15 protein-coding genes are annotated in these 16,980 nt (G+C 66.7%); 2 read left to right on the top strand and 13 right to left on the bottom strand.

Going from position 1 to position 16,980, the window contains the following annotated elements; all coding sequences use genetic code 11:
• Nucleotides 1-15: 15 nt before the first annotated feature.
• Nucleotides 16-831 (bottom strand): hypothetical protein, encoded by an 816-nt coding sequence (locus ACO0LU_RS16290; RefSeq protein ID WP_424792407.1) that lies wholly within the window; start codon nt 829-831, stop codon nt 16-18.
• A gap of 455 nt (nt 832-1,286) precedes the next feature.
• Between ACO0LU_RS16290 and mobF the strand changes: the two genes are divergently transcribed.
• A complete protein-coding gene (gene mobF / locus ACO0LU_RS16285) occupies nt 1,287-4,526 on the top strand; it encodes a MobF family relaxase (protein ID WP_424792406.1) in 3,240 nt (1,079 codons plus the stop codon).
• A 32-nt stretch (nt 4,527-4,558) separates the two neighbouring features.
• On the top strand, nt 4,559-5,515 hold the full coding sequence (locus tag ACO0LU_RS16280; protein WP_424792405.1) for an RES family NAD+ phosphorylase: 957 nt from the start codon (nt 4,559-4,561) through the stop codon (nt 5,513-5,515).
• Nucleotides 5,516-5,679: 164 nt separating this feature from the next.
• Here ACO0LU_RS16280 and ACO0LU_RS16275 read toward each other — a convergent pair whose 3' ends face one another.
• From ACO0LU_RS16275 to ACO0LU_RS16220, 12 genes are all read right to left on the bottom strand, one after another.
• Entirely contained in the window at nt 5,680-6,156 is a 477-nt protein-coding gene (locus ACO0LU_RS16275; protein WP_424792404.1) for a single-stranded DNA-binding protein, read from the bottom strand.
• Between the two features lie 99 nt (nt 6,157-6,255).
• On the bottom strand, nt 6,256-6,735 hold the full coding sequence (locus ACO0LU_RS16270; protein ID WP_424792403.1) for a DUF4913 domain-containing protein: 480 nt from the start codon (nt 6,733-6,735) through the stop codon (nt 6,256-6,258).
• Complete coding sequence (locus ACO0LU_RS16265) at nt 6,732-7,124, bottom strand: hypothetical protein (RefSeq protein WP_424792402.1); 393 nt, start codon at nt 7,122-7,124, stop codon at nt 6,732-6,734. The genes ACO0LU_RS16270 and ACO0LU_RS16265 overlap by 4 nt, the downstream gene beginning before the upstream one ends.
• 73 nt (nt 7,125-7,197) lie before the next feature.
• Nucleotides 7,198-8,997, bottom strand: coding sequence for a TraM recognition domain-containing protein (locus ACO0LU_RS16260; RefSeq protein ID WP_424792401.1), 1,800 nt, complete (start codon nt 8,995-8,997; stop codon nt 7,198-7,200).
• The gene (locus tag ACO0LU_RS16255) at nt 8,994-10,469 is read right to left on the bottom strand and encodes a hypothetical protein (RefSeq protein WP_424792400.1); all 1,476 of its coding nucleotides are present in this window, start codon (nt 10,467-10,469) and stop codon (nt 8,994-8,996) included. Before ACO0LU_RS16255 ends, ACO0LU_RS16260 begins: the two co-directional genes overlap by 4 nt.
• A 17-nt stretch (nt 10,470-10,486) precedes the next feature.
• Nucleotides 10,487-12,043 (bottom strand): SCO6880 family protein, encoded by a 1,557-nt coding sequence (locus ACO0LU_RS16250; RefSeq protein WP_424792399.1) that lies wholly within the window; start codon nt 12,041-12,043, stop codon nt 10,487-10,489.
• A gap of 9 nt (nt 12,044-12,052) precedes the next feature.
• The gene (locus ACO0LU_RS16245) at nt 12,053-13,459 is read right to left on the bottom strand and encodes a hypothetical protein (RefSeq protein ID WP_424792398.1); all 1,407 of its coding nucleotides are present in this window, start codon (nt 13,457-13,459) and stop codon (nt 12,053-12,055) included.
• A 26-nt stretch (nt 13,460-13,485) separates the two neighbouring features.
• A complete protein-coding gene (locus tag ACO0LU_RS16240; protein ID WP_424792397.1) occupies nt 13,486-13,788 on the bottom strand; it encodes a hypothetical protein in 303 nt (100 codons plus the stop codon).
• Nucleotides 13,785-13,958 carry a hypothetical protein gene (locus ACO0LU_RS16235; RefSeq protein WP_424792396.1) on the bottom strand — a complete coding sequence of 58 codons (174 nt, stop codon included), beginning with the start codon at nt 13,956-13,958 and terminating at the stop codon, nt 13,785-13,787. Before ACO0LU_RS16235 ends, ACO0LU_RS16240 begins: the two co-directional genes overlap by 4 nt.
• Nucleotides 13,958-14,743, bottom strand: a complete 786-nt coding sequence (locus tag ACO0LU_RS16230) for a hypothetical protein (RefSeq protein ID WP_424792395.1) — start codon at nt 14,741-14,743, stop codon at nt 13,958-13,960. Before ACO0LU_RS16230 ends, ACO0LU_RS16235 begins: the two co-directional genes overlap by 1 nt.
• A gap of 53 nt (nt 14,744-14,796) precedes the next feature.
• Nucleotides 14,797-16,338: a M23 family metallopeptidase gene (locus ACO0LU_RS16225; protein ID WP_424792394.1), complete on the bottom strand. Its 1,542-nt coding sequence runs from the start codon at nt 16,336-16,338 to the stop codon at nt 14,797-14,799.
• Nucleotides 16,338-16,967, bottom strand: coding sequence for a hypothetical protein (locus ACO0LU_RS16220; protein WP_424792393.1), 630 nt, complete (start codon nt 16,965-16,967; stop codon nt 16,338-16,340). Before ACO0LU_RS16220 ends, ACO0LU_RS16225 begins: the two co-directional genes overlap by 1 nt.
• Between the last annotated feature and the right edge of the window lie 13 nt (nt 16,968-16,980).

Genomic DNA, 16,980 nt, shown 5'->3' with positions numbered 1-16,980 from the left:
GGAACCGTGGCGCGCTCAGGTCACCTGCATATGCGGAGGTAACTGCTGGTTCTGCTGGTGATAGATCCAGATGTCCCTGCTCGGATGCCGGTCGCTGATCTCGGCCTCGGTCAGGTTCCGGTCCCGCTGCCACCGGCGCTCCACGCTGGCCTGCCACTCCTGCCAGTTCCCCGAACGCAGCAGGAACTCCCGTACCGGGTTCCACACCACCACCTGGTGCGTCGCCTCCGGCTGCACCTCGTCTGGCACCTCCATCACCGTCCGGTTGACCTCGCGGTACTCCCGCATCGCCAGCCGCCACTGGTCCAGGTCCTCGATGGGCGGGTCCGGGGTGGTCAGGTTCGCCTCGATCAGGCTCTCCAACCACACCTGCGGGAGCAGGTAGCGGATCGACACCTCGGCCGTCTCCTGGGGTTCGGGGCTGGAAGGGCTGAGCAGGTCCTGGTTCTCCTCGCCCCCTGCCGCGCGGTAGACCTGCCACTCCTTGACTTCCTCGGCCCAGGTCAGCAGGTCCTCCAGCGTCTCGGCCGCCTCGTTCGCCCATGTCTCCCGGGTCACCTGCGGGCTGAACGCCTCGGTCTGTTCTGCCCAGGCCACCTCCATCGCCCGGGCTCGGGCGTTGTTCAGCCGGCCCACCTTCTCCAGGTAGGACTCCCCGGGCAGGTCCGGGCCGGCGAACTGGCGCGTGAGGTTCGCGATCGTTTCCTCGATCTGCTCGCCCAGGTCGGTGAAGAACGTCTCGGTGTCGGTCCCTGTTGCCAGCAGGTCCTCCCAGGCCTGGGGCCGGTGCTCCTGCCAGTAGGCCATCGCCCGGCGTCCGTGACTGTTCATCGGCCTCACTATCCGTTGCCTCATCGCCTGGTTCACCAGCACCGTGCCCAGCACCCTCAGCGCCCACAGTGTCGCTTCCGGCAAGGGTATCTGTTGTCGGCCCATCCTCATCGCCTCCTTGCAGTACCTCCCGGACCTCGGCGTCGGAGACCCCCCATAGGTCCAATTGCCCCTGATCCCAATCGGTCGAACCACTTCGAATGTCTGTCCTACGGGCCATCAATGCGCACCTTTCGCCGTTGACCCTGATTGATCCCTACCAGGCCCTGTGACATGCACACCCACCGCAACGACTCCGAGCAGCGATCATCCGAGCCTCGAACGAAGCACCGCCGACCCGTCGATACCACTCCAGCGCGCCAGCGAGGAGCCTGCGGTATGACCAGACCACGGGAGAGAAGGGAATTGCTGGATGCACGTAGGCACTATCAGTGAAGTGCGCTACCCTAGCGGGCATGCGAGGCGGCGTAGCGCGGTGGAAGAAGGGCATCGGCGGTGTCGGTGCGTCGGCGGCCGCGGCCTACGCCTTCCAAGGTGCCTGCGACTCCGGCCACGTCGGCGACCCGGACCGGGCACAGGGTGTGATCCAGGGCGCCCGATACGCCGGGACGACGGTGAGTCGGCATTTGGTCAGCGATGAGGGCATCACCACCGACGCTCTCGATGTCGATGAGTTGCAGACCTGGTTCGGTGGCGCCGACCCGCACACCGGAGAGCGGCGCGGGCGGGAGTTGTCCAGCCCGACCACCGACCTGGTCTTCGATGCCACGATCAACGCCCCGAAATCCTTCTCCCTAGCAGCAGTGCTCGATGAAGACCTGGCCCAGGCCTACGAGGACCTGCAAGACCGGCTACGTGACCGTGTGATCACGATGTGGCAGCGCGAACTCAACGCCCGGCGCGGCAAGGCCGGCAAGCACCGCGAGGACCTGGCCCGCATCGAAGTGGTGGAACTGACCCATGCCCGCTCCCGGGCGCTGGACCCACACCAGCACCGGCACCTGTGGCTCAACTCCAAGGTCCAGGGCCGCGATGGGCAGTGGTCCTCGGTGGACTCCCGGGCGATGCTGCGGTTTCAGAACGTCGTCAACGCCGAGGGTGACCTGGCCGCGCGCACCGATCCGCAGTGGCTGGCCACGCTGGCGGCCAAGGGCTACACCCTCAATGCGGACGGTGAGATCGAGCAGTTGGCCGGTGTGGTGCGGCCACTGTCGAAACGCTCAGAGCAGATCGAGGCCAACCGAACCGTGCGGCTGGCCAGGTGGCGAGCGGCCAACCCTGGCCAAGAACCCGGCCGTGAGGTCCTGGCGGCCATCGACCAGTGGGCATGGGCACACCGGCGCCCAGACAAGCCGCACCACGTGGACGAGGCCGAGTGGGCCGACGTGGTGCGCCGGGAGATCGCAGACATCGACCCAGCCGCGCTCACCGCACGGTCGCCGCTGGCCGCCACCAGGCAGGTGGCCGTGGCCGACCTGGACCGGGACCTGCTGGCCGCCCGCGCGGTCACCGACGCGGACAACCGGTCATCGGGCAACGGCGGACGATTCTCCGACTTCGACCTGCGCGCCGGTGCCATCCGCGCCGTGGCGGCCACCGGGGTATCCGCCGACCGTGCGGCCCTGGATGAACTGATTGAGGACGTGACCGCCCGCGCTGCCGACGGCTCCACGGTCACATTGACAGACGAGGAAGACGTGCCCGGCCACGTCAAGCACCGCATGGCCACCCGCACCGCCGTGGCCAAGACCCAACTGGCCGACGCCTTCGACCGACTGGCCGGACCAGGCCAGGTCATCGACCCCGAGGTGGTGACCAAGGTGGCCGCCGCAGTCTTACCCGAAGGACGGACACTCGACACCGGACAAGCCGACGCGGCCGCGGCCATCGGCGGCACTGACCGGATGGTGTGCGTGACCGGTCCAGCCGGGACTGGTAAGACCACCATGCTGACCGCCGCACGGCAACTGCTGGCCAACCAAGGCCGCCGCACGCTCGTGGTAGCCCCCACGAAGAAGGCGGCCACCGTGGCCGGACAGGAGACCGGCGCGGCCGCCTCCTCCCTGCACGCCCTGCTCCATGACCACGGATACCGGTGGACCGACACCGACACCGGCCAACACTGGACGCGCCTTGCACCTGGTCAGCAAGACCCTGTGACCGGACAGCCCTGGGCCGGACCATCGGACCAGCACCGACTGAAGGCCGGGGATCGCATCGTGGTCGATGAGGCCGGCATGGTCGATCTGGACACCGCCAACGCCCTGGCCGCTGTGGCCGAGGAGACCGGTGCCGGTGTGGCGATGGTCGGCGATGACCTCCAGGCCCTACCGGTTGGCCACTCCGGCGCGATGGCCCTGATGCGATCCCGGTCCAGCGCCGTGGTCGAACTCAACGCGGTGCACCGCTTCCGCGACAAGGCCTGGGGAGAACTGACCCTGAAGATCCGCGACGCCGAACCGAACCCACGCACCATCGCCGCTGAGATCGTCGGCACCGGGCACGCCAACCAGGTCGCCACCGAGCATGAGGCCCAAGAGCAGATGGTCCAAGCCTGGGTCGAAGGGCAACGCCGGGGCAAGCGTGTGGCCCTGGTTACCGCGACGCATGAGGAGGCGCAGGCGATCAGCGAGCAGATTCAACGACACCGTCTCCAAGACGGCCAACTGGACACCGCCCACCGGACCAGCCTGCGCGAAGGACAGGCCGCGTTCGTGGGTGACCTGATTCAGACCCGCCGCAACCACAAGGGCCTTGATGTGCAGAACCGGCAGGTTTGGCGTATCGATGCCATCAACGGCGACATGGTGCGCCTCGCCTCACTCGGCGAGCAGGGCGTAACCCGGGAAGTACCAGCCGCCTACCTGTCCGAGCACGCGCACCTGTCCTACGCCGCCACCGTGCACGGTGTGCAAGGCGAGACCACCGACCGGGCCGTCGTAGGGCCCGGTGTGGACGCCTCGGGGCTGTACGTGGGCCTGACCCGCGGGCGGGAGTGGAACGAGGCGATCGTGATCGCCGACAGTCCCGAGCAGGCCCGCGACGAACTCGTGCAGACCATGCAACGCGGCCGCATCGAGGCAACCCTCGACGACTCGCGCACCGGAGCGCTGGAGGACTTGAACCGCTCAGCCCGCACCATGCCCGTCCCATCTGATGACGGTAAGCCCGCGCCCTGGGATGACAAGAAGGCCCGCCCACTCGGTGCTGTGACCACCAATCGCCTCAGGGAGATGTTGGCGCATGTCGGCCAGGAGGAGAAGTCCCTCCACGACCAGATCGCCGAACTGTCCTCCACCGTGGCCAAGGTGCAGCGCAGACTGAACGACCTCGACGCCCAGCAGGTCAGTTGGCACGCGCGGCGCGCCGCCGCCGAACGCGGGAGCCGGGAATGCACTGAGGCCCAGCCCATCGACCCGGCCACCCGCGAGCAGACCCAAAAACGACTGACCACCGGTCAGGAACGCTTGGCTGAACTCCGGGGGGATTACCGCAAGGTCACCGGTCGCATCCGGCTTCTGAGCCGCGAGCAACACACCCGTCATGTCATCGGCGAAGAAGCGGCGACGGCTGAGGAGGCCCAGCGCGTGCACGCGGCCCGCACCCGTGACGAGACCCAGTCGGTCCCAGGCCCGCTGAGCGGGCCCGTCGCTGCAGCAGTGCGGGACGGCAGCACTGGACCCTCCCCCGACTGAACCTGTCCGTGCCAGGCAGGCGAGAATGAGTCATGGCCACGCCCAAGAAGCGGTCCGGAATAGGCCGCCAGATCGAACATCCCTTACATCCCGACGACCAGTTCCTCGTGGAGCAGAAGGAGGCGTACTACTCCAACTTTGACTGGGACGAGTACCGGGCTCGAAGAGACCGGTACTGGAAGCTCGACCTAAGCCGTTCAGACGTGGACGCACCCGCTGAAGTCCGGCACGTGATCCAAGCAGGCAACGATCAGACTGCACTTACATCGTTTAGTTGGCACGCGTGGTATCCGGGCGAGATTCACCTTTGGCGCACTCGCAAAGTGAGTCGCGAGAAGGCATACCAGGGCTACTGGGTTGAGGACCTATGGGAGCCGCCACCCCGGAAATCGATTCCGGGGAGATTCAATCACGCGGGTGAACCCCTGCTGTACGCATGCCTCGACGACCCTTGGGCGGCGATACGAGAGGCACGCGTTGCGGGACGTGGAGACATCTTCATCGTGATGAAGTATGCGCTTGTCGGCGGTGAACTGCGGGTCAAGCGGATCGGCGTGCCCCACCCCGACAGCAACCTTCGTTGGGGCCACCGTGCCATCGAGTATGAGATCAGTATGTTCATCGAGGCTGCGATACGCGCGCCAGCCGGTGACCACGGTCCCGATACCTACGGATTTACCCGGGAACTACTGCACGAGTTCTACCCGCTCGCTGGTGGCCAGGAGGAGGGATGGATGTACGAGTCGGTGCAGGTGCCGCAAGCCTGGAACCTCGCGCTACCACCGAACGTCGCCCACCGCCTTCTCGAGTTGCGGGGAGTGGTTGTCGGGGTTGTCGCGGAGGAGGACAACGGAGGTCTGGATTTTCGCGTGGAGATGCCTGACTGGACCGACAGCGTGACGCCTCTCAATGGCGGGCGAATCGGATTCCCGACCTTTAAGCCCGAGTTGAAGCCAGGGCAAACACCGCTGGACGTGCTCCCCGACTGACCAACGAATCGGACCTCTCACGCGATTACAAGCGCTCACTCTCAATCTGCTGATCGCCAGACGTGGAGCGACCCGCTCGCCCAGTGCAAGGCGACGGGGGCAGACCATGCGGTCCGCCCCCGTTCTTCACTACTTCACCTTCGGTTTTGACGGTGGTTGAGCGTTCAGCGGCTTGGTGAGGCAGCCTCGGGTACTGGTGCGGGTTTGGTAATGGGTCCTGTCTCGGCCGTGGCGGCGGTTGGCCCGGTGGTTTCAGCCGCCAGGCTCGGTGCTTTTGGGCTGCGGTCCACCTGCGCGGTCTTGAATCGTAAGGACGGGCCGACACCTCGGGCGAGGATTTCGCTGCCCTGTCGGCGCTGCCCGTCGTCGGTTTGCCAGGTGGTGAATCGCAGGTCGCCCTGGACCAGGGCGGTGTCGCCTTTGCGCAGGCTGTTGGCGACGTTCTCGGCTTGCTGGCCGAAGACAGTCACGCCGTGGAAGATGGGCTCGCCCACCTCTTCGAACTGTCCTGTCTCGTTGTTGTACTGCCGGTCGTTGATCGCTAGGTTGAATCGGGCGTAGGGCTTGCCGTCATCGGTGTAGATCAGATCGGGATCTCCGGTGAGGTTTCCCTCCACGGTGATCGGTGCCTTGATGACCATCGGTGCGCTCCTTCATCGGTTGGGCCAGCCCGTCGGGTGTGGCGGGCTCGTCCCTGGTTGACCGGCAGCGCGCACTGGTGACATGCGCCACCTGGCTGGTCACAACTCGCCCGGGTCCACCTTGGGCAGGCGACGTAGCGGTTTGTCCCGATGGACACCGGCGGCGCAGCCGACTTTCATTCGGGTGCGGGCAAGGGCGAATCGCTCGTGCCAGCCAATCGGGCCGTTGCCGCCGTCGGTCTCGTGGAAGGCCACCAGCCAGGCGGTGTGCAGGGCTGAGAGTTCCTCGATCAGCATCCCGTGGCGCCACCAGCACTCCGGTAGGTCCTTGTCTTGCAGGGCGTAGCGGGGGATGAGCCAGCCGTGTACCCAATCGATCAGGTGCTGTGCGGCCTCGTTGCGGGTCTCTGTCTCGATCTCGCGCCAGTTGATGATGGCCGGGCCGATGACCTCCTGCCCGCCGGTGCGGTCGGCCAGCGCCTTGTCGGACCAGTGGTCATCGCCTTCGAGGGCTGCGGCCAGTTCCTCTATCGGGATGTCATCCTCGGGCATCCAACCTTGCGGGCGGTCCTGGCTCATCGGTCCGGCTCTTCCAGGCCCTCTGGCTCGCCGGCCTGCACGCCCAGGGTCTGGGCGATCTTGGCTCGTAGTGCGCGGATGACGCGCACGTTGGCCGCGCGCCGGTCGCGTGCTGATGCTGCTGCGGTGTCGCGGTCCAGGACGGTGTGAATCCATTCGTGACACCGCGGGTGGGCGGCCACCAGGTCTTCGTGGCGTTCGCCGGCGACCCACCGCCCCTGGTCGTCCTGGCGCACGCCGGTGTAGTCGAGGTGGTGCAGTTCCAGGTGGCGTTTGGTGTCGGCTTTGATGCACACGATGCACCTGATCTGCTCGCGCCGGGCCTGTTCTTCGACGAACCAGGCATCCCGGCGCCGGAACCAGGCCACATCACGCAGGTAACCGTGCACGTATCTGCCTCTCCGTCCCCGGCGTCGCGTTCGTCTGTACCTGGTCCGGGTGGCCAGCCTAGGTCTCATCCGATCACCACCTGCGCCGCCTCGCCGAGGCCTGGGCACGCTGTTCGGCGAAGACCTCGCGTTGGGCCGACTCGGTGGCGGCCTTGCCGGCCTTGACTTGCCGGGCGTCGCCGCGGTCGATCCAGGCTTCCAGGTCCAGTAGTACCGGGCGCACTCGCCGGTAGGCCAGCAGTCCCAGTTTCGCCGGCATTCTGCGCATCTCCTCGATGCTCATCACCGCTAGGCGCTCGTGGCGGTACTGCCGGGAGGTGGAGCCCTCGCTGTAGGACCTTTCGGTCTTGATCTCTTCGCGTTGGCCGAGCAGGTTCTCCATGTCCCGCAGGAACGCCACGTCGGCGCTGCCGCCCAAGAGCATCTTTGCTGTGGCTGCGGAGAACACCGAGTCCATCTCGGCCCGGCTCCAGGCGGTCTCGGCCTGGGAGCGTGCTTGGAGCACCACCAGGGTTGAGATACCACTGCCCCCGCCGTCGGACATCACGGTCGGCAGGTGCGGCCAGGTGAAGATGTTGGCGATCTCATCGAGCACCAGGCCTAGCGGCGGGTCCAGCCGGGAGCCGGGCATCGACAGCGCCCGGCGTCTGGCTTGCTCGACCACGTCATCGAGCAGTGCGGCGAGGTAGCCGCCGGCGGCACCGGCGCCGACCTTAGTGCCGATCATGTACAGGGTGTTGGTGCCTTGGATGAACTCATCGGGGTTGAAGGTCGCCTCCCCGGTCCGTGGGGTCATGGCCTCGGCGATCTGGGGGATGCGCAGCGGTGCGCACGCCCCGGATACCCCGAACCAGATGTTGCCCAGGAGTTTCTGATCGCCCTCGATGACCGATTCCAGGCTTGATCCCCATCCGGGTGGCCCGTCCACGTTGAGGATGTCGATGGCTTCGGCTGCTGCCTGGGGGTTGCCGCCCCACCTGGCCAGGTCTGCTACCCCGCGGCCGCCCACGGCGGCGGCCAGCAGCAGCGCGGAGAGTTGTTCGGTGGCCCGTCCGGCCCATTCCTGGTTCTGCGCCCCTTGGCCCAGCCCGGAGCCGGTCACCAGGGCCGCAGCCCGCCCGGTGGCCACCATCGGGTCTTGGCACCCGGTGATCGGGGAGATGCGCACTGGTGAGCGGATTCCGGAGAGCCGCTGCGGGTCGAACACGATCACCTCTCCCATCTGCTGCCTGGTGTGGTAGGTCGCGGCGAGGTTGTCGTTGCGGGTGGAGGTGGTCACCAGGGGGCCGGGCCAGTCCAGGATGGCGTTGATGATGAACCGCAGGCCCTTGCCCGATCGTGGGGGGCCGATCACGATGACCGAGTCCTCGATGGACACGTAGGTCTCGATCCGGCGGGAGGTGCCGACCTTCCAGCCCACATCGGTTGCCTTCACCTGGCGCCGAAGTAGCGCGGGCCGCAGGGTGCCGGCCGCCTTGACCATCGCCCGCGCTCCGAGGTGCCGACGCAGTTCGGTGCGGTGAGCGAACCCGTTGCGGTAGCGCATGGTGCGGATGAAGTGGGTATCAGACTGCCGGTAGCGCAACCAGGCCACCGCGGCTGCGATCCCAATCAACGCCAGCACAACGATGATCCCGGTGAGTGCCCCCACACCCCAGGCGCGTGTGGGCGTGCACCCGCCCGCGGTGGCCAGCACGGTCTCATCGCCACCGATGATCAGCCGGAACCCGTCGAGCAGCCCCACCTGCTCGGGTGATGCCCCGCAGGCGGCGAGAGTGGCCAGCCACCCGGAGCCCAGCAGCACCCCGGCCAAGCCCAACCCTGCGGCTAAAAGGGCCAGGAACGCCACCACGGTACGGTCCGAGGAGTTCATCGCGGACCTCCCTGGGCATCGGTGCGGAAGGTGTCGTACTCAAGGTCGGTCAATTTGTTTCGAACCATGGCCAGGCGGTCCGGGCCGATCTGCCACAGCCCCTGGCCTTTGCCGAGTTTGCGCACCACATCGCCCATGGTCCTGTTCCATCCCAGCATCCGGCTCGAGCGGGCGATCTCACCGGCGTGCTGCTGGTAGGACACCCGGGTCTCGCAGTCGGCCAGCAATCCGCGGGCCTGGGTCTGCATTGCCGATCCCTCATCGCCGAGGGCATCCAGGTCGGCGATGCGGTGCAGTAAGTACCAGTTGGAGGTCCCGGCGTGGCGAGCGGTCTTTTCATCGGCCACCCGATCCTTCAGTCCCGATCCGCCATGGACTTCGTTCATCAGCGCAATAGCGGCCTCTTCGTGGACCACTACCCGCTTGCCACGGTTCGACCCTGAGGTGGCGTTGCGTACCCAGGCCGAGGTTGCCAGACGGGACAGTGCCTGCATCTCCGGGTTGGCGTTCTTCAGTCGGGAGGTGTCCACGGTCATGATCGGTGCCGTGGGGTCGAACCTGATGGTCGAGGGCCCGTCGAACGGCCCGGCCAGGTCACCTGCCACCAGGCGGCGTAGGGTGTGGGCCAGTCGCCGGGAGGCGTGGGCGATGTCTTCATCCGGGTCCTTGGAGTGTTCGCGCAGTTTGTGGAACGCATCGACTACGGTGACCGTCGCATTGGTGTCCAGGTCGGCCAGCGCATCATCTAGGGCGGTGTGCTCTTCAGGTGCCAGATCAATAGTTTTACGCAGCAGATTGACCACGGCCTTCAGGGTCGCGCGCCTGTCAGCGAGCACCTGTGCACGCCAGGCTTGGGCGGTCAGGGACTCATCTGGCGTGCCGGGATCGAGCAGGTTCACCTTGGCGTCGATTCCCGGGCCGACCGCGACCGTCTTGCCGCCAACGTAGGCCGCGACCTTGCTCCACTCGGCATTGGGGTCGTGCGGGACGGCGATGTGGCGGCCCATCAGGGCCAGGCGGCTGGCCCAGGATTTGGCCAGCATCGACTTACCTGAGCCCTTTACGCCCAGGATCGCCACCGAGTGGGACTTGATCACCCCATCGTCGTAGGCGTCCCACATGTCGAAGCAGAACGGGGAGCGGGACAACATGTTCTCCCCGATGTAAGGCCCGCGCAGAATCTCTCCCGATTCCGTCAGGAACGGGTAGGCCGCCCCCAGGGTCTTGGAACTAGCCCGATGCGCCGGCGGGTCCACGCGTGTACGTCCGCGCAGATTCTGGTCCAGTTTCCACCCCCCGCGCGGCATCTTGGAGAAGGTGAACTCGCGCGCTTCGCGCTCGGCCTCGACCCGGTGCTTGTCCGGGCGCAGTTCCTTGCGCACCCGGTGCAGTTCCTTGCGGTCCTCTGCCCGGTCCCGTCGTGAGCGCAGCGGCGCACGAGAGGACAGGACCAGCTGCTGGCTGTCTGCCACCGGTGTGCCCCTCTCTTCTACTTGGTCTTGTGCTCGGTGGGGATCGCTGTGGCCGCGGTCACCAGGGCCGCCCACTGCTGTGCCCACATCGGGGCCACGCGCAACCCGCAGCCCACCGCGGCCTGCTCCAGGGCCGAGCGGTCTCGCCGCAGCCCGGCCTCGGTCGGCGCCGAGATCGTCAAGAACGCCCGAAACCGATCGTCGGTGAAGCCATCGGACAGTTCCTCTTCGCGCCGGTCGAGGTCAGCGCGTTCCTTGTGGTGCTGCACCGAGGTGCGCCCGCCCCACCGCTCGCGGATGTTCTGCGCGGTCTGCATGTCCTGCTGGGCGCTGGCCAGATCGTTCAGGGCTTTGTCGGTGGGCACCGGGCGGAACTGGATGCACAGCACCCTGGTGGATTCGCCGGTGTAGAACAGCCGCTCCAGGAACCCGGTCTTGACCACGGTGCGGGGCCACTCGTTGACCCAGAAGGTCCGGTGCACGCTATGCCCAAGGTGAATAGTCTGCGGCGTTTCGGCCCCGGCCATCACTGCCGGGCGGGATTGGGTTTCGCGTTCGGTGCGTCCCCAGCGTTCTCGCCGGTCGGCTGCCATCACCGGGTCCAGCGCGGTCTGTGTCATCTCATCCAGCGCCGGGGCATCCAGCCAGGACACCAGCGTCACGTCCATGCTCATCAGCGCTATCGCCAACGTCTGGGCCCGATCTGTCAGGATCGCCCCGAGCCCGGCCAGCCCGCCACCGGAGTCCTTGATGTCGGTGCTCAACATCCTGGTGTCGAACGTCAGGGTAATGTAGTTGCTGAACTCCATCGAGCGATTCGCCTCGGTGCGGATCAGCTCGGCGTACTCCTGCTCGAGCTGGTCGCTGACACGGGTCTTGCGCACTGCGCCCTGGGCGGCGGCGTAGTCGGTCAGTTCGGTGGTGCCTGCCCGGTCCACCCGTACCCGCAGGTTCGCCTCGGTCAGCCCCTTCATCGTCTCCAGCGAACTGATCCAGGCGGCGAACCCATAGTAGGTGCCTTCCTTCTTACCCTCATCACGCAGCATCCAAGCCGTGGAGCGAACCTGCATGGTCACCGACGCCAGCCCGGCGCGGGAGTTGTAGATGAACCCTCCTGCCCGCGCGGGAATGTCCACATAGGCGATGTCTCCCAGCCCGCCCGGCAGCGTCTCGTGCCGAAAAACCTCCGGCACCGGGATCATCTCCGGCGGGTTCCCGGGAGGTAACGGGGTGGTGGTGATGCGCCACCACACATTGCGCCGGAACCGTGTCTGCCCGCCCGCCGCGCGGGCGAGGTACCGCACTGACTGTGCCATCAGCGTGATCACCGGCTCCCCGTGATACCGCCACACGGCCACAGCGATGATCATCAGCCCGATGACGGCGGTCCACACCGCTACGCCTCCGCCGTCGATGATCAGCACCAGCAGCACGATGGCGACCACCGCGATGACGACAATGAGTTGGGGCCACTTCAGTCCCAGGAACACCCCACGCCGCTCGCGCTGGGTGAACCTCACAGACGGCTGCCCGGTGGTCTCGGCCTCAGTGTCAGGGGCTTGGGTCAGGGTCATTGTTCAGCCTCACTTCCTGCGGGTCAGCACACGCGCTGGGCCGGACACCTTCTGCATCACCGGGGTCGCGTGCGGGCGTCCGGCCATCGCCCCGGAGACCTCCGAGCCGGTGAAGTCCACGAGTTTGACCGACCACAGCGGCGCGAAGGCCGCCACGATCAGGATCAGACAGCCCACCACCATGTCCATGAAGTCCACCGACCCGAAGGCCACCAGGTTGGTGGTGGTGGCGATGATCCCGGTGGCCAGTGGCTTGGCCATCAGCAGTCCGGCTGTGACTTGCAGCCACTTCTCGGCCCAGGCCTGGAGTTTGTGCTGCCCGGCCAGCATCAGCGCCAGCGGGGCCAGCGCCGCCAGGATCAGCAGCCCGTAATCACGAAATACCATTCCCGCCCACAACAGCAGCGACGCGAGCAGCAACACTAAGAAAATGATCGTCCCGACCAGCAACGCCCCCAGCCCGGCGGGGCTATCAAGTGCCGCCCGCAGCGCCATACCCGTCGCAGAGTCGGCATTGATCGCTTCCCCAACCTCAGGGTTCAAACCGACCATGTTCAACATGGCCTGGCTCATCTGACCACCGGAGATGTTCTGGATCGCCACACTGGATGCCTCATCGACGATTCCGGTCAGTTGGCGCATGACCACCACCGCCACGGTGGCGATCGGGACCGCCAGCACCCCGCCGAGCACGGCCCGGATGATCCGTTGCCGGTTCTGCATCAGCAGACCCATGGCGACCTGATAGAGCATGACGACCATGACCATCGTCAGCATCAGCCCGGCCCACACGCCCCATTGGTCGTAGGCCACGTTCCACTGCTCGTCGCTGATGCTCTGGCCTAGGGCGCCGCTGATCGCATCGGCGACCAGGCCGCCCATCGCGGCAAGGAACTGCATCAGCACGTTGGTGGTGGCCTCGGAGGCCCGGCAGGAGAAATCCATCCGTCCGCAGTCGTAGTCGGCTTCGGCGGTGGTGTCGAACGGCGCTGAGGGGCCGGGGGTGGAGGAGTTCGGCCGCTGCACGCTGAGGAGGTCTTCGCCGTCCCACGCCGCCGAAGCGCGGGCTGAGATGGTGATCGTGGCCTCGTCATCTGCCGCAATGTGGTCCCACTCAAAGGTCCGGCCCTCACCCACGCGAACCGGCTCGGGTTCTGAGGACTGCCAGGTGACCGACGAGGGAACCTCAACGTGCACCCGCACGTTGACCGCCTCGGCTGGCCCGGCATTGGCCACTGTCACCCTCGCCTCGAAACCCTCCCTCGGGTGCTCACCGGAGACGATGATCTGCACATCGGCCGACAGCAGCGCTGTTCGCTCTTGGGCAGCAGCCGGGGCAGCGCCCAGCAGCAGCGACACCACGGCGCCCACCAGCCCACCCAGGATGGTGACCACGGTCCGGCGGTAACGGCTCATCGTAGGCTTTTCTTGGCTGCTCGTCGTTACAGCGCCAGCCCAGCACCGAGGTTGACCAGCATCGCTGCCGAGGATCCGATCGCGGCGCCAGCCACCGCGCAGCCGACGATGATCAGACCGCGCTGGAAGATGTCCTGGTTACGCCCGAACTTGCCGAACAGCACCATCCCGGCGCCGACCAGCACCGCGATCAGCGCGGCGACCAGGACGAAGGCGAGTACCCAGCCAGCCACGGTGTTCATCCCTCGAATGCCCACCACGTCCCAATCCGGGCTCGGCTGCCTGACATTGGCCATCACACTCACAGCCAGTTTCGTCATCGTATTCATGACTGTTCCCTTTCTTTGGCTTCTTCGATCCGGGGTTCATCACTCGGTTCTATTCCCACGCGGCGGCTCACGTTGTAGGCCTTCACCGCCATGTACGCCCCGACTGCGCCGAGCAGAACCAGCAGCCCGGCGACGAGTTGGCCCATTTCAGCCAGCGTCATCTCTGTCATCACCGGTCACCGCCTGTGGGGTGCAGGGGCACCGTGAGGGTCTCGGTGAGCCATGTCTCATCGTTCTCCTCGGTCATCTCCTCCGCTGCGACGATGCCGCCCAGGGTGACCTCGATGTCGCGGGCCTGAGGGTCGAGCCAGTAGGCAAGGGCGAACCACACCGTGCCGCTGTCGCCAGGGCCAGGTTCGACCTTCAGGGCCTGCCCGCCGGTCAGTCCCTGGGGTAACCAGCCGATCTCTTCGGTGGTGATCTGGTCGATGTTGACCCTCTCCAGTACCTGCTGACCACTGTCGTTGAGTACGGCGGTGCGTGCCGAGGGAAGGTAGTTGGCATCGACCTGGACATCTGGCAGGGTCCACCAGTCCTGCCCGCCCAGGCGTGCCTGGTCGTTCATGGTCATCTGGCGCGGGCTGAACTCGACCACGTACAAGGCCACTTCGGTGCCAGCGGGGTACAACTCCGGTCCGCCCTCAACCTCAGCGCACCCGCACCCTTCCTCCGAGCGCCACCGGTCGGCCTCGAAGATGCGCCATCCGCCGTTGAACGCTCGCCGTTCGGCCACCAGGAGGTCGGCCCGGTCCTGCGGCATGCTGACGTACTCGCTCCAGTCCTGACCCTCATCCTCATCGTCTCCGATGACGGCGGTAGTCTCCTCGGTCGGGGTCGGTGCCGGTGCCCGTGCGGCCTGCTCATCGCTGTCCTGCTCCGCTGATGAGCAGGCCGCCAGCACCAGCAGCACGGCAACGGCTGCGATCACTGCCCTGGGCCTCGTCGTGGTGTTCATCGGTGCTCCCTTCGTCCCTGGTTGACCATCACCAGGGGGTAGTGACATGCGTTTCACCCAAGGGTTGCCCCACGCTCTGACATGAACGGCTCTGGATCGACGTCGCTGCCGGCGACCCACACCGAGAAATGCAAGTGACACCCGGTGGCATTGCCCTCCTGCCCGGACAGTCCGATCAACTCCCCGCCTTCGACCTCCTGGCCCACCTGAGCCAGCACCCCGTGGGGGTGCATGTGGTTATAGGAGGTCTGTAGCCCCGGCTCGTGTTCGATCACGATCACGTGCCCACTGAGCCCGAAAGTCGGGTGGTCCAGGCCCACGTAGGTGACCACACCGTCGCTGGCGGCATACAGCGGCTCATCGCACGACCCGCCGCTGATGTCGGTGCCGTTATGGTGCGCTCCCCAGCGCAGGCCGTAGGAGGAGGTGACGGCGCCAATCGCGGGCTGAGTCCACTCACCCTCACCCACCAATCCCCCCGGGCCGTGATCACCCCAGCAGCCATGGGCTCCGATCGGGTCCAGGTTTACGTGTGGGTGATCGAAGTGGTTCACTCGCCGGTCATCGGCCGGATCGAGGCCATCGCCGCGGTCGGCCATGTCCTGCCAGCCGTCCTGGGGGGAGTGGGCGAACCAGATGGCCTGGCGCCAGATGATGTAATCGACCGCCAGCCGATCGGCGTGGGTGATCATGTGGTCCACGATGTCCTGGCCTAATTGCTGGCCCTGTGGTGTGTTCTGCGGGCCGACATCGACCATGAAGTCAATCGCCAGGCCTGCCGGATGCCCGGCGGCATCCCGGGCGCTGGCTCGCCACCCGTGCACATCGCCAGGGGCCAGGTCCCACATGTTGCCAATCTCATCGGCCAGCGCCTGCGTCTGAGGGCGCACCGGCCCCACATCGAATGTGCGCCAGTCCTCACCGCCACCCGGGCCCGGTTCCGCGCCATCGCTCAGCGCCGCCACGATGTCCACCGCATCAGGCCAATGCGGCTGATATTGCAGCGGGTCCTGATTGCGTTGCACCCGGTGGGCCGCCTCGGTTGGGGCCAGGTCCGCCCAGCCCTCGACCTCCAGGAGCCTTTCGTAGAACATCTCCGCCGCCCGCCAGGGGTTCATCCGATCGGCCTCGGGACCCCAAGAATCTCGCTGCTGGAACAACCCGCGGCTATCCGGACCAGCCTGGTCGCCGTGATCGAGGTTGATCAGGCTCGACTCACCGATCGCGGTCATCACCGCGATCTGCTGGCCGTGGGCGCTCACACCCATCGCCGCCGCGGCCGCCATGATCGTCGCGGCGTTCTCCAACTGCTCACCCGGACCCCAGGGACCGACCGTCAGATCCCCCGGCACCTGTCCTGGCAGCACCGGCTGCCCACCAGGCGGGCCCACGCAAGGGGACCCCTCCTCATCATCACCGAGCCCGCCGACCATGACCACAAGCCCAACCACCAACAGCAGCGGAGACATCACCACCAGCAGCACCACGAACAGCGCACCCACGGCGAACCAGCCCCGCCCGCCACGGCGGCCCAACCGGCGCCGTGCGGCCCGTGCGGCCGCGCTGGCCAGGGCTCCTGCTAGTGGTGCGGCCATCAGCGCTCGTCCAGGTTGATCCGCTCAACCAGCCACGGTTGCCCCACCGCCAGGCGCGTCATCGTCACCACATAATCGTGCCCGTCAGTCTCGGCAATCACCTGGGCCATCGAGGCCGTGGAGACCTGCGCCAGGTCCACGTCCTTCACCTCGGTGGCGGTAATGCTGGCCGGGTCGATATGGGCGAAGTTCTCCCGCGCCCGGGGTGCCACGTACACCAGCATTTCCTCCAGCCATTGCACCTGGGCCATCTCCGGGCGCGCAAAGGCTTCCATCGCCTCCCGGCCGCGCTCCAGCGCCGCGAGCTGGTCGTCCTCTTCCCAACTCGGGTGCTCACCCACACCAGGGTTGGCCCGCTCCATATCGTGCATCGGCTCACCCGCGCCCCCACGCTCATGCCCGTGGTCGTGCCCGTGATCGTGGGCGTGATCGTGGGGGGCGTGGTCGGGCCCGGTCATGTGGTCATCGGATGCCGGCGCAGGTCGCTCAGACGGTGTCGGGGTCGAGCCTGCTGCGCGTCCACCACCGGTGCTCGAGGTCGTGCAACTGGTCAATGCCACGGCACCTAGCACCACCGACCAGATCAGCAGCAGGCCGATCACCTGCCAGTGCCAGGTACGCCTCTTCATCCGGTGCGGTCTC

This window comes from Pseudactinotalea sp. Z1748 (assembly GCF_049725185.1).
GTDB lineage: Bacteria > Actinomycetota > Actinomycetes > Actinomycetales > Beutenbergiaceae > CALKWS01.
The sequence above is the reverse complement of the archived record's forward strand: the minus strand, read 5'-3'. Positions and strand labels throughout refer to the sequence as shown.

Bases quoted from the DNA above. Each gene is read 5' to 3' on its own strand.
- ACO0LU_RS16290 (WP_424792407.1), bottom strand. From the start codon at position 831: ATGAACAGTCACGGACGCCGGGCGATGGCCTACTGGCAGGAGCACCGG.
- mobF (WP_424792406.1), top strand. From the start codon at position 1,287: ATGCGAGGCGGCGTAGCGCGGTGGAAGAAGGGCATCGGCGGTGTCGGT.
- ACO0LU_RS16280 (WP_424792405.1), top strand. From the start codon at position 4,559: ATGGCCACGCCCAAGAAGCGGTCCGGAATAGGCCGCCAGATCGAACAT.
- ACO0LU_RS16275 (WP_424792404.1), bottom strand. From the start codon at position 6,156: ATGGTCATCAAGGCACCGATCACCGTGGAGGGAAACCTCACCGGAGAT.
- ACO0LU_RS16270 (WP_424792403.1), bottom strand. From the start codon at position 6,735: ATGAGCCAGGACCGCCCGCAAGGTTGGATGCCCGAGGATGACATCCCG.
- ACO0LU_RS16260 (WP_424792401.1), bottom strand. From the start codon at position 8,997: ATGAACTCCTCGGACCGTACCGTGGTGGCGTTCCTGGCCCTTTTAGCC.
- ACO0LU_RS16250 (WP_424792399.1), bottom strand. From the start codon at position 12,043: ATGACCCTGACCCAAGCCCCTGACACTGAGGCCGAGACCACCGGGCAG.
- ACO0LU_RS16245 (WP_424792398.1), bottom strand. From the start codon at position 13,459: ATGAGCCGTTACCGCCGGACCGTGGTCACCATCCTGGGTGGGCTGGTG.
- ACO0LU_RS16240 (WP_424792397.1), bottom strand. From the start codon at position 13,788: ATGAATACGATGACGAAACTGGCTGTGAGTGTGATGGCCAATGTCAGG.
- ACO0LU_RS16235 (WP_424792396.1), bottom strand. From the start codon at position 13,958: ATGACAGAGATGACGCTGGCTGAAATGGGCCAACTCGTCGCCGGGCTG.
- ACO0LU_RS16230 (WP_424792395.1), bottom strand. From the start codon at position 14,743: ATGAACACCACGACGAGGCCCAGGGCAGTGATCGCAGCCGTTGCCGTG.
- ACO0LU_RS16225 (WP_424792394.1), bottom strand. From the start codon at position 16,338: ATGGCCGCACCACTAGCAGGAGCCCTGGCCAGCGCGGCCGCACGGGCC.
- ACO0LU_RS16220 (WP_424792393.1), bottom strand. From the start codon at position 16,967: ATGAAGAGGCGTACCTGGCACTGGCAGGTGATCGGCCTGCTGCTGATC.